This is a genomic window from Chryseobacterium antibioticum (genome assembly GCF_012927325.1).
In the GTDB taxonomy this organism is placed as follows: Bacteria; Bacteroidota; Bacteroidia; order Flavobacteriales; family Weeksellaceae; genus Chryseobacterium; species Chryseobacterium antibioticum.
The window spans coordinates 1-12,915 of sequence record NZ_JABBGI010000050.1 but is presented as its reverse complement, the minus strand read 5'-3'; the positions used below and the strand labels follow the sequence as shown (position 1 = coordinate 12,915).

Genomic DNA, 12,915 nt, shown 5'->3' with positions numbered 1-12,915 from the left:
GTTTTCGATCATTGCTTAATCGTTTTGACACAACAGTATCGAGTTGGAAGTCTTTTAATTATATCGCTTTTATGGTTATAGCTCTGAACAAATTTTATAAATCTAAAAAAGTTTAAATGACCTCAATGTTTAAATACTTACATTATTTATTATTTAAACCAAAATGAATCTATGATAGCAAAATCTTGAGATTGCATATTCAAATTTTCAAATGTCAGTCGAGAGCGAAATATTTGCATGGTATTTTAGTGAGATTGATTATTTGGAAGAATGAATTAAACAGCATTTTTCGGTGTAATGTTTGTCATTGCCATAAAACATATCTAAGATGAATTAAATAGTAAAACTTATACAATTACTCCAAATATTTTTGCTGATTTTAATTTTATTTTTTCTTACTGACAGTAATAAAAACATCAATCCTATTGACGTGTAATAGTTCCAATTTACAAAAAACACATTCTTCTTTGAATAATCATTATTCTTCCTCTTTTTATTGCATAACCAACCTACTCATTTTTCTTCCAAAAATAAAAATGTAATCCCCGCCTTAGATCTCACATCCCTATTTCATTCTGCAAATCATTTTTTTCATTGATATCAGAATATATAATCACTCTCTATTTTCTAAATTATTATTTTTTGTCAATAAATAATTTTTTCCATTTTGTAACCGTATTTCTGCTTAATTTGAAATACTTTGCTAATTCAGTATTATTACATTTATTTTTGCTCTGATAATCCAATATTTGTTTAATAGCTGTTTCATTATATGCGCGGTGTCTCTGATTGAATTTCTCCGTATCAAGTTCTGAATTGCCAAAAATCTTTTGGTTTAGTTCTAAGATATCCAGTACAGATAGATTTTCTTTCTGAAGTATGTTTTTACATTGATCCATCTTCTCCGGAAATTTTTTATGTATGATATCCGAGTAAATTTTTATGTAATTCGGTTTTATATTTTGTATTTGTTTATCCAATTGTCAAGTGTTGTTTTAGGGATTCTGTATTCAACGATAATTTGTGATTTGGTTTTTTCACCGGAAGTAATCATTTCAAGAATAAAGAGAACGACTTCTTTTGTATAAATATTCTTCCGAAACACAGGAAGTAAGGATGGCTTCTTTCCTTTAACTCTATTTTGATTCGAGCTGTTGTTTGATGGAGCATAAAGCAATAAATGCTGAGAATAAATTCTAAAAAAATCGTATTCCAAAAGTTTACTCCATCGCAATAAAATTTCTGTACTCAAATCTTTTGACTTGTACATTTCCGTTATTGCACTTTCTGTACAATTAAGAAACTTACCGATTCGCGTAACTTCTATTTCTTTTTCTGAAACTCGTTTTTCTATCAATTGTCCAATATGGATTTCCTTGAAATTCATTTTTAGTATTTTATAAAATTATTTTAATTATAGCAATACTTCTTAGAGTGCCATTCATTTATTAAGCTAAGGAACTGATATTGATGCAAGTTAAATTTGCGTTTATAATACCATTAAATTTTGTATTCATTCAACTTAAGAAGAATTACAGAGTGTAGAAGACGTGCTTTTTCACTCTGTCATTTAAATATTCATAAATTATGGTAGTTCACTGTACAAAATGCTGAGAAAAGTGGGTCCCTAATACCATGTAGAACTTCCGGATGTGTCGGATATATAAATCATATCACCAGGGCTAAGCACTACAGAAAGTATTGTATTCGTTGAAAAGTTATTTCCACCACCACTAGGATATATAATTCCGCTAGCCGTTTGATTTTGTCTTTAGACTTTGAATATTAAAACTCATCGATAATCAGTGATTAAATTCAATTACACTCCTTATCAATCAACATCTTTACAGTAGCGTTATTACATATTTCTTATCCAGACATTAAAATCTATATCACCAGAAAGGTTTAACTTTTTCCGTAATCGGTATTTTTTCGATTCAACAGTCCTTAATGAAATGTGATCATACTCTGCTATTTCTTTATTAGAAAAATTTAACTTTATAAAAGCACATAGCTTTATATCATTTAAAGTCAGATTCTGGTATTTTGAAGTAAGATTATTATAAAAATCAGGATATACTTCCTTAAAGAGGATGATAAATTCAGGACTGTAATTCTTTGCCAGTCTAATTACTTCATAAAATTTTTTATCATTAAGTTTCCCCGTAAGTTCCTCTGTAAGTACTTGTTTTTCTTCAATCGTCTGTTCTTTCTTTTCAAGCAGCAGCTTTTGTCTTTTACTTTTGAAATAAAAAAATGAAATAATTAAAAAAGAAAATATCAGAATTAAAGTATTCAGATACTTAGAGTCAAGCAAACTGTTTGTGATTTCTTTGTCTTTTTTTTCTACAATCTGAGCGAGTACAGCTTCCACTGCCTGCTTGTTGTGAAGATCAATAGAATCACTTATACTCTGATATTTATACAGATATTCGTTAGCTTTTGCTATATCCAATTTATTTTCAGTATAATAATTACCCAGAACTTTATAAAGATGTTTTTCCCCGTCTCCATCTCCAATGGCAATAGCATTTTGTAACGCTTTTTCATAATATTCAATCGCTTTCTTTTTATTCCCACTCTTATCCATAAGTTTCCCCAATACCTCTAAGGCATCATGCTGATATGAAACATGATACTTTTTTAGAAGTCGAAAAGCCTTTTGAAGATAAAATTCTGCTCTGGGCAAATCATTAGCCGCAATATATTCATCAGCTTTTTGAGTATAAGTAGTATACAACATGTGGTACACTTCTTTTTCATTCATTTTTTTTAAAATACTCTCCTGACTTTTTAAGTGCTTCCAAAGTGAGTCTCTTTTATTTTGCATTTCAAAAATCTGACTTAAGTTTTGATGCGCCCAGACAAGGGAAAAGTTTCTTTTAAGACTGTCCTTTATCTTATAGGAATACTGGATCTGCTTATGAAATTCTTTACCAGCAAGCGTATACATTTTAAGATTTCCATATGCTCTTCCCCGCAGGCGGCAGACTTCTGTTTTGAAATTAACTGCCGTCTCAAAAAAAGGTTCCTGTTCTGCCTTTTCTAAATAATAAAGGCCCTCATTATAAGCCCCAACTTCAAGTAAAACTTTAGCGATATAAATACAGCTAGCCGCTTTTCCTTTTGAATAATTAATTTTCTCAGAGGCTTTGAGGGCATGGTTTGCTTTTTTCAGTGATTCATTAAACTTTATTTCATTAAAGTTTTTAAGGGAATTTTCAAGTATTAAGTCTATTTGTTTCTCATTATTTGCTTGTGCATGGAAAAATGATGTAATTATAAAAACAATACATATATACAACTTCATATTTTATAAGAATAAAAGTATTATTGGTTATCTCTTCTCAATATTTTTAAACCTGAAAACCCAGGTTGAGAAAAGATTCATTAAGGTACAGACAGCTGCTGCATTGAAAAATTTCTATTTTCTATCAATGAATTTGGTACTGCAATCCGAGCACTTGTGGTCGGAGAATCTCCCGCGCCATAGTTCATTGTTAAATAAACACGGTCTCCTGCATTCAAATGGACGATGCAATTAACATTAATTGGTGTATTGCCGAACTGAGCGATAATATCCATAATATTTCCTCTGTTTCCACCTATTATATTAGAGATGGCCGTACCATTTTTGGTGATATTGAGGTTAATTCCGGTCCACTGGGAAGTACCGGATAAGGCTCCCCCGCTACCGAAATAGGCATAGCCTTCTATTTTGTAAACCCCTGATTCCAATATCTGCCAGTAATCCCCTGCGTCATTCCATGTAACTGATCCTCCCTGATTGACAATCATATCACCTACTGCAAAAGGAACAATCTGGGGGATACTGTTATTAAAGTTTGTGAAGGCAGTTCCAGTGTAGGTTACCAGGTCAGTAGCTCCAAGTGCAGCAATAGTTGATGTAGTTTTATCAATAAAGGTGGACAATTCCCACGTTGTTCCAGAAACAGTACCTCTGCTAATCAGCATAGCATATCCAGCTGGATTGAGTTTAAAATTGGCCACTCCAGAACCTGTCTGGTTATCAATAAGCTCTGTTCCGTTGGCTGCAACAGTAAGCTGTGCACTGCCGGTATTTTTAATGTAATAAACCCTTCCCTGTATATTTCCGGCTGCCGGTGCAGCGGCAGTGGCAGCAGGTAAGGTAAATGTAGCGGCAGTACTACCGTTAAATGCCATATAAAAATCGCTAGCTCCTAATGTCGTCGATGTGGAAGACAATTTATACTGTCCGGCAAAAGATCCATTGACGGTAAGTGTACTTCTTGGTATAGCAGTGTTTATTCCAACTTGCGCATGCAATAATGAAGTACATACGAATGAACTTAAGTAAAGTAATGATTTTTTCATTTTTGTGTGTTTTTAGAAATGTAAATGCCTGAATTTGAAATTTAATCTTGTGCTGTTTTTGAAACTCCTGCATCTTATACTCTTCTTGGGGAAAAGAGTGGCAGGAGTTTTCAAGGAATAAATTTTTTTATTTTTGTTTTTAGAATCCTCTTAAAGTATTTGCCTATTTTAAAGCTTGGTCACAATCAGGTAACCATAATTATCACTTCCACCGGGTTGATTCATCAAACATGACTGGGTATTGTAGCTGTCTCCTCCTGCATAGTTAACAAATAAGGCCACTTTTTCATTCGCAGCAGTACTTTGGTAAGCTACAACAAGCTTTTGTGGATTGGCATAACCATAACTGCTGGTATTAATTCCTCCCGACGCATTTCTTCGGGCTATCGCATAATCCCTGGAAATTGTGTTTGTGGAATAAACAGAACTTCCACTACCTGCTGTCGCAAATAGTGTATTTATAGCAATTTGCCCGGTATTGGAAGATGTTGTTGGAAGTCCGGTACAAAGTGCCGTCTGATACATTTCAAAAAGATAAACACCCGGTTCAGGGATTGTTAAATAGCTGATATTGCTTACAGACTGTGCATTGACAGTTCCAGAAGTATCTGTTCCGAATCCAAAACCTGCTGTATTGCCCTGTACATCTGCTCCGGCTGGAAAAGGTATATTGGTGTAAACATTTGTATTGTAAAGCGAAAAGTTACCGAAGGACGAGCTTCGTTTAAAATAAAAATACTGGGTTGATGTAGGTTTAACTTTAGCCGCCCCGGCAGCATCAACGGCCAACGGACTATAAGGAGATGACAAAACAGGTAAATTTTCGTGCTTTATCTCTGTCTTTACATGCAATAAATCAGTAGGTGAAGAAGTTCCTATATTAATACCTGTATTTCCGTTATTGTGAATTTTGAATAATTCCGAATTACCTGAATCATTAACCTCTAAAGCTTTAGTAACCAACGCATTTCCATTTGAAACAATATCTAAAGCTGCTGAAGGATTACCTGTATTAATCCCCATCTGTCCCCACATCTCAGTACAAACCGAAATGAGAGTTATAAAAAATATCTTTTTCATCATTGGTGAATCACAATTTAGAAATATTCATTGTTACTTTATTGGATAAACCGGGAGGTGTGGCAAAAGAGCAAACATTTGAAGTAAAAGTATCTCCAAAGCCGTAGTTTACAAAAAGTGCTATTTTTTCGTTTGCCGCCGTTGTTTCAAACACTAAGAAAACAGTGTGGGGAAGAGCAAAATTGTAAGGACCAGCAATTACAGCACCGGTATCATTTCTTCTGGGTAAACCATTATAGCGAACTACAGCCTGCCTGCTGTAACTGGTATTTGCAGAGTTTGCCTTGAATAAAGCTGTTCCTATTCCCAGCATGTTATTTGATGAGTCTGCAGGACTTCCGGTACAGGAAGTATAATAACTTAGATTTATTTTGTAAATACCTGGATCCGGAAATGAGATATACCTTACATTTGAGGATGAAATGGCCGTACTGTTTACATTTAAAGTAGCTGAAGCATCGGTACCAAATCCAGCAATGATGGTATTAGTAACGGATTGAGCAGAAGTAAGTGGAATATTGGTATAAACCCCCGTATCTGAAAGTGTAAAATTAGATGTTGTAACGGATGATGCCATCTCCATATAAAGATATTTGGTGGGCTCCGGAACATATGTCCCAACTGTTCCATCACTCTTTATAGCCAGAGGTGATAAGCTTCCGGAAACAATGGGAAGGTTTTCATACCTGATACTTCCATTAGTATGCAGTTTTGCTGTGGGATTAGTAACATTGACTCCGACATTTCCGTTGTCAAGAACAGTAAAAATTTCTGTTCCGCTGGAGTTGTTTACTTCAAGTGCTTTGGTTGCATTTGTGTTTCCTTTAGATTTAATATCTAAAGTGGCTGTGGGATTGATTTCATTAATACCTACTTGCGCAAGTACAGATCCAGACATCAGTACACTTGCAAAAAATACTATTTTTTTCATTCTATGTTGTTAAGGTTAGTAAAATAAGGGATGACATTGTAGAAAATGAACCAGTATAGATCTAAATCCAGTCTGTTAAAATATTTTTTAACAGAACAATACTGAAAACAGAAAATCCACCTTGGTTCAAATGATAAATGACCGGGATACAGTAAAATGTTTTTTTTTCATCGCGTTAAATAATCAGATAGTGTTTATTAAATTTTATAACAAATAGCTGTTCTGAATGAACATAAATAGAATGCTGTTTGCTTAAAATTTTCGTAGCAAATCTATAGTAATGATTTAAAAAAGTTTATACTGCATTTACACTGCAACATTTAACAATCTGATTATAAGTATTTTAAATTAATACTCTTTTTGTTTGTGTTTTTAATATTTTAGTTTAAACAAAAGAATTCACTCATGTTCCAGAACCCATTTATTAAAATCGATGTCTCCAGAAAGATTTAATTTTTTTCGTAACCGGTATTTTTTAGATTCAACAGTCCTTAATGAAATGTGGTCATACTCCGCTATTTCTTTATTAGAAAAGTTTAACTTTATAAAAGCACATAACCTCATATCATTTAAGGTCAGATTCTGGTATTTTGAAGTAAGGGTATTATAAAATTCAGGATATAATTCTTTAAACCTGTTCATGAAAGAAGGATCAGAATGTATAGCAAGATGAGTCAATTCTTCATATGTACTATCCAATTTTCGTTTAAGTTCTTCCGACTCCAGAACCTTTTGATTTATTAAAGCATCTTTTAGTTTTTGTCGGGCTTTATACCTGGTATAAATAAGGTAAATTGCAATACCGCTGATAAAAACAATAGTGAAAAGAATATAATAAAGATTGCGATGCGTTCTTTTTTCGTTTTCTTCCTGCTCAGTAAGCATTTTTTCGATAACCGTATTAACGACTGCTTTCGCTTCTTTTTGTAAACTATCATTCAATTTAGAATATTTTGATAAATATTCATTTTCCTTATCAAGGTTATTAAGTCCCTTATATGCCTCTGCAATCAGTTTATAGGATTCTAAGTCTCTACTTCTTAGCTTGGTTTTCTGAGTAATTTTTAAAGAATTTAGCAGGTAGTCCAGAGCTTCACCATAATTCCGCTTCTCTATATTCAATTTGCCAAAAGCCCGCAAGACATTAGCTTTACCCTCAAGAGGAATCTGCTTTGTGAACAGTAAATCATTTGCCTTATTAATGTAATATTCTGCAGAATCACTATTATGGTCTTTATAATGCCTTTCTGCAATAGTAATGTATAGCATAGGCATTGGAGAACTCATGCATTTATGTTCAATACTATATACAGAATCCATCATTCCCAGAAATTCAAAACTCGATCTTTTCCAGTCATAAATAGAATAAATTCTTTTTTCCCGTTCTTTCCTGTTTTTGATTTTTTCTGCAAACTCCAAAGCTATATTAAAGGACTTGATGGAACGCTCATATAATCCCAATGAATAATAGTTTTTACCATAGGTATAATGTAAATAAGCCAGCAGTTCGTCATCGTCATCTTTTTTAAGTTTTATTGCCGCAATTTCAAGGAATTTCAGACTTTCCTGGTTTCTCTTCATTGCATTCAGAACGTTGGCAATATTGATGCAGCCTCTAATTTCACCCTTTTTATAATCTATTCTTTTACTTGCTTCAATACATTTTCTTTCCTTTACAATCACTCCATTATAATCACCTTCCTTTACCAGCTCACTAAAGACATTGATTTGCATGCTATCAATTTCAGTGACATTGGATTGGGCTTTCAATTCAAAAACCAAAAGAAGCAGAATAAAAAACAGTACTTTGTCTAAATTTGCTTTTTTAATGATTGAGTAATTTATCTTTTTGAGTAGATATTGTTTCATAAAATATTACATTTCTAAAAGTAGTAGATATATAATGAAATCAGCAAGCTCCCCTAATTCAGGTGTAAAAATATAACAATAACAGTATTTTAATTTATAATTTACAATAATTCATGAATATATCCAAATATTAATTATCATAATTATATCGTTATTTAATCTATACAATGAACGAAATAAAATTGTACATAGATAGGTAATTACAGCTATTAAAACTTTTACCTTATATAAAACGGCTTATGAATACGGGCGAATGTCAGAGAAAGCAAGACTAATCTTAAGAAAAACAGAAAGTGAACCATTTGATGAAAAAATTGAATTGGAAAGTGTAACCATAAAAAAACCGCTATAAACTAACGTTTAAAGCGGTTTCCAATTATTTGTTATTATTGGTAATCAATAATTATTTTACTTCTTCGAAGTCAGCATCCTGTACGTCATCAGCTCCTGCGGCATTACCTCCAGAGTTTTGAGCGCCTGCACCTGCATTAGCACCTTCAGCCTGTTGTCCTGCTGCATACATTTCTTCTGAAGCGGCCATCCATGCTGCATCTAAAGCTTCTGTTTTAGCTTTTACCTCGTCAACATTTTTAGTTTCGAAAGCTGCTTTCAATTCTGTGTGAGCTGCTTCTACGGCTGCTTTTTTGTCAGCAGAAAGTTTATCACCGAATTCTTTTAACTGCTTTTCAGTCTGGAAGATCAATCCGTCAGCTTTGTTGAAGATTTCAACTTCTTCTTTTCTCTTAGCATCGGCTGCAGAGTTTTCCTGAGCTTCTTTCTTCATTCTTTCGATTTCTTCGTCAGAAAGACCTGAAGAAGCCTGGATCTTGATTGTTTGTTCTTTTCCAGTTCCTTTATCTTTAGCAGAAACACTTAAGATACCGTTAGCATCAATATCGAAAGTTACTTCGATCTGAGGAACTCCTCTCGGTGCTGGTGGAATATCAGAAAGATCAAATCTTCCGATCTCTTTGTTATCGTTGAACATTGCTCTTTCTCCCTGTCCTACTCTGATGCTTACCGCTGGCTGGTTGTCAGATGCAGTAGAGAATACTTCAGATTTTTTAGTTGGGATCGTCGTGTTCGCATCAATTAATTTAGTGAACACAGAACCCATAGTTTCGATACCTAGAGAAAGCGGCGTAACGTCAAGAAGCAATACATCTGTAACGTCTCCTGTCAATACTCCTCCCTGAATAGCAGCTCCAACAGCAACTACCTCATCCGGGTTAACTCCTTTTGAAGGTTTTTTACCAAAGAATTTTTCTACTTCTTCCTGAATGATCGGGATTCTTGTAGAACCCCCTACCAATAATACTTCATCGATATCAGAAGTTGATAAACCTGCGTCTTTCAATGCTTTTGCTACCGGCTCCATAGATCTTCTTACAAGATCAGAAGCTAATTGCTCGAATTTAGCTTTAGTTAAAGTCTTCACTAAGTGTTTAGGACCTGTAGCTGTAGCCGTGATATATGGTAAATTGATTTCTGTCTGAGCAGAAGAAGACAATTCGATTTTTGCTTTTTCAGCAGCTTCTTTTAATCTCTGAAGGGCAATAGCATCAGTTTTCAATTCTACCCCTTCTTCAGCTTTGAACTCATCTGCCATCCAGTTGATGATCACATCATCAAAGTCATCACCTCCTAAGTGTGTATCCCCGTTCGTAGACAATACTTCGAATACACCGTCACCTAAATCAAGGATCGAGATATCGAAAGTACCTCCTCCAAGGTCATATACAGCGATCTTCTGATCTTTGTGGCTCTTATCCAAACCGTAAGCTAATGCAGCAGCAGTAGGCTCGTTGATGATTCTTTCCACGATAAGACCTGCGATTTCTCCAGCTTCTTTAGTAGCTTGTCTCTGTGCATCATTGAAGTAAGCCGGAACAGTGATTACCGCTCTTGTTACTTCATGTCCAAGATAGTCTTCAGCAGTCTTCTTCATTTTCTGAAGCGTCATTGCAGAAATTTCCTGTGGTGTATATTCTCTGTCGTCGATTTTTACTTTTACGGTATCATTTGGTCCTGCTACCACTTCATAAGGTACTCTTGAGATTTCTTTAGCATCTTCTTTAAAATGCGTTCCGATAAATCTTTTGATAGAGTATACAGTTTTCTTTGGATTGGTTACAGCCTGTCTTTTTGCAGGATCCCCTACTTTTCTTTCACCATCTTCTGTAAACGCTACGATAGATGGAGTCGTTCTTTTACCTTCAGCGTTAGGGATAACAACAGGGTCTTTACCCTCCATTACAGCAACACAAGAGTTGGTTGTTCCTAAGTCAATTCCAATTATTTTACTCATAATATTATATTTTTTCTAATTTTTATATTTTAATTTACACTCTCAATTTCTCAATATCTGTACCATTCAAAAATTTGTGACAAAATGGCATATTAAAAAATAAACCCCGACTGAATCGAGGTTTAATTGAGATAATATTGGAAATATTTTCACTTATTTTTTGATAAACTTCATCGATTTGACAAAGTCTTTGTCATTATATGTTCTTACATAATATACGCCACTGGCCAAATCATTCACATCAATTTTATCCGTTTCATTTTTAATGACAGCCTTTTTCACCAACCTACCTTCAGAATTGAAAATTTCAACTTCATTGATTCTTGCTAATGGTGATGCTATAGAAATGTACTGAGTCGTCGGGTTTGGGAATAGATTGATAGAGTTTGCCTTTTCCACTTCATTCACTGCTAAAAATGCACATCCGTTTGAGTTCAGAAGACTTGCTCTCGGACCAGACATAGTATTTGTTTTAATCGTCTTTTGATCATTACTAAAAAGTGCCATTTCTGTATCTGTAACATAATCCATAAAATTCATAAACATGGCTCCGTTTGCTGAAGGTGTACACATATTAGAATTATCTGGAAAAACATTCCCCCCGGAATAAGGATTATTGGTAGCAGGAGTATCTGCACATCCGTCATCATTATCAGCTGTTCCGCAAACACTGTCATCTTCACCCCAAGGATGCAAAAGTCCAAAATAATGACCTATCTCATGAGTAGCAGTTCTTCCTCCATTATACGGGAACTGTGCAGCACCAGTAGTTCCGAAGTATTTGTATCCAATAGCTAAACCATCCTCTGGATATCCGGCAGCATCAGGAAGATAAGCCCAACCTAAAGAAGGACTTGGCACATCCCCTACCCATATATTAAGATATTTTGTAGGATCCCAAGCCGTAAGTCCGGAAGCCACGTAATAATTATTTTCAAAATCAAAACTTGTAGGCACAGATTTCCTTTCAATACCAGTAGTGGGATTTCCGTTTGGATCTTTTGTAGCCATACAGAACGCCAGTTCCATATCTGCTCCTGCAGGTTTAAATGCATCAGGAACTACAGTGTTAAAATCAGCATTCAACTTTCTGAAGTCATTATTAAGTATTGCGATCTGTGATGCAATTTGAGCTTCGGAAATATTCTGCGCTGTAGTTTTATACAAAACATGCACTACAATAGGAATAGTAATAACTGTTTGCACATTTTTTCCTGTTGTATTTTTGCTCATCAGATAATTTCTCAGGTCTTGTTTCTTTGCCAATGCCTGTGGATTTTTTGCAAAAAACTCATTCATCTTTTCAGTCGTTCCACATTCCCGCTGTCCATAAACATTAGCTATCAATAAGCCGACTGATAATAGTAAAATTTTTTTCATTTTTTTATAAGTATCCAACAAATATAAATATTTTATTAGAAGTAAGTACCAAAACCATGAAGTTGTTTAAAGTTTCCTAATAAAAATACAGACAAAAGCTAAGAGGTGTAAATCTCTCCAGTGTTTTTCCTTTTTCTCGTAGCGAATCAATAATGCTTTGAATCCGTCTATCCATGCGTTCATTCTTTCTATTACAAACCTTCTTCTGTATAATTCTTCATCAAAAATTTCTTCTCTGTCTGAGAGATTTCCGTTTCTTTTATTGAAATCAATATTGGCAAACAGATTTTTTCTTACACAATAATTTCTTAACTCTTGAGTATCAAAGCCCGCATCAGCATTGAGAAACAGATACTCCGTTCTTATATTTGATTTCTTGATGTCTTCCAACATGGTCTCCAATTGTTTTTCAATTTCAAAGGTATCGTGATGGTTCCCCGAAATAACACCCGAACAGCTTAACGGAAGACCGTTGTTATCACAAAAAAACAGCATATTCCCTGATAGGCAACATTTTCACCACCTCTTTTTGATAAGGTATGAGAACCATCCAGCTGCATACTGCTCATATCCAAGAGGCTTTTGTGCTTTTCTAAGAGCTTTTGTTTTATATTTTCCCAGCTGCCGTTCTTGCTCCAGCGTGCAAAATGTTGATAAACGCTGTTCCAGCTATATCGGACTTCAAAAAATTGTCTGGTGGGAAGCTCTCGCCATTGGCAACCCGTTTTTAAACGTTAGAGGATAGCCTCCACAACCTGCTCTAACAATACTTTTGCGTTATTCTTCTTTACTCCTAATGATAAATACGGACAAATCTCTTTTTTATAATATCTTTGCTTAACAAATCTTTTTTTTGAAAGAATGATACCAGGGCAAACGCATCATAAATTAATTAATTTTTCAAGATACCTGTTATCCCATCCTGCTTTTAGGCGCTTTCCTCTAACACCGACTTTGAGCGTTTTCTCATTTTTCAAAAGATTGAGAGCTA

9 protein-coding genes and 2 pseudogenes are annotated in these 12,915 nt (G+C 34.4%); 1 reads left to right on the top strand and 10 read right to left on the bottom strand.

Annotation, left to right across the window (positions count from 1 at the left end; genetic code table 11):
• Positions 1-116, top strand: a pseudogene (locus tag HHL23_RS22670) (IS5/IS1182 family transposase); the annotation flags it as partial.
• A gap of 839 nt (positions 117-955) precedes the next feature.
• Here HHL23_RS22670 and HHL23_RS21845 read toward each other — a convergent pair.
• The 10 genes and pseudogenes from HHL23_RS21845 to HHL23_RS22965 all read right to left on the bottom strand — a co-directional run.
• The gene (locus tag HHL23_RS21845; RefSeq protein ID WP_169236855.1) at positions 956-1,387 is read right to left on the bottom strand and encodes a transposase; all 432 of its coding nucleotides are present in this window, start codon (positions 1,385-1,387) and stop codon (positions 956-958) included.
• Positions 1,388-1,858: 471 nt separating this feature from the next.
• Positions 1,859-3,310, bottom strand: a complete 1,452-nt coding sequence (locus HHL23_RS21840; protein ID WP_169236854.1) for a tetratricopeptide repeat protein — start codon at positions 3,308-3,310, stop codon at positions 1,859-1,861.
• 80 nt (positions 3,311-3,390) lie between these two features.
• Positions 3,391-4,356 carry a hypothetical protein gene (locus tag HHL23_RS21835; RefSeq protein ID WP_169236853.1) on the bottom strand — a complete coding sequence of 322 codons (966 nt, stop codon included), beginning with the start codon at positions 4,354-4,356 and terminating at the stop codon, positions 3,391-3,393.
• A gap of 168 nt (positions 4,357-4,524) precedes the next feature.
• Positions 4,525-5,436: a hypothetical protein gene (locus HHL23_RS21830; protein ID WP_169236852.1), complete on the bottom strand. Its 912-nt coding sequence runs from the start codon at positions 5,434-5,436 to the stop codon at positions 4,525-4,527.
• A gap of 10 nt (positions 5,437-5,446) precedes the next feature.
• Positions 5,447-6,367, bottom strand: coding sequence for a hypothetical protein (locus tag HHL23_RS21825; RefSeq protein WP_169236851.1), 921 nt, complete (start codon positions 6,365-6,367; stop codon positions 5,447-5,449).
• 399 nt (positions 6,368-6,766) lie between these two features.
• On the bottom strand, positions 6,767-8,236 hold the full coding sequence (locus tag HHL23_RS21820; protein WP_169236850.1) for a transcriptional regulator: 1,470 nt from the start codon (positions 8,234-8,236) through the stop codon (positions 6,767-6,769).
• A gap of 403 nt (positions 8,237-8,639) precedes the next feature.
• A complete protein-coding gene (gene dnaK, locus HHL23_RS21815; RefSeq protein ID WP_169236849.1) occupies positions 8,640-10,544 on the bottom strand; it encodes a molecular chaperone DnaK in 1,905 nt (634 codons plus the stop codon).
• A 153-nt stretch (positions 10,545-10,697) separates the two neighbouring features.
• Positions 10,698-11,924, bottom strand: a complete 1,227-nt coding sequence (locus HHL23_RS21810) for a T9SS type A sorting domain-containing protein (protein ID WP_169236848.1) — start codon at positions 11,922-11,924, stop codon at positions 10,698-10,700.
• 66 nt (positions 11,925-11,990) lie between these two features.
• The gene (locus HHL23_RS21805) at positions 11,991-12,419 is read right to left on the bottom strand and encodes a transposase (protein ID WP_169236847.1); all 429 of its coding nucleotides are present in this window, start codon (positions 12,417-12,419) and stop codon (positions 11,991-11,993) included.
• A pseudogene (locus tag HHL23_RS22965) lies at positions 12,383-12,646 on the bottom strand (hypothetical protein); the annotation flags it as partial. The pseudogene HHL23_RS22965 and the gene HHL23_RS21805, both read right to left, overlap by 37 nt.
• Between the last annotated feature and the right edge of the window lie 269 nt (positions 12,647-12,915).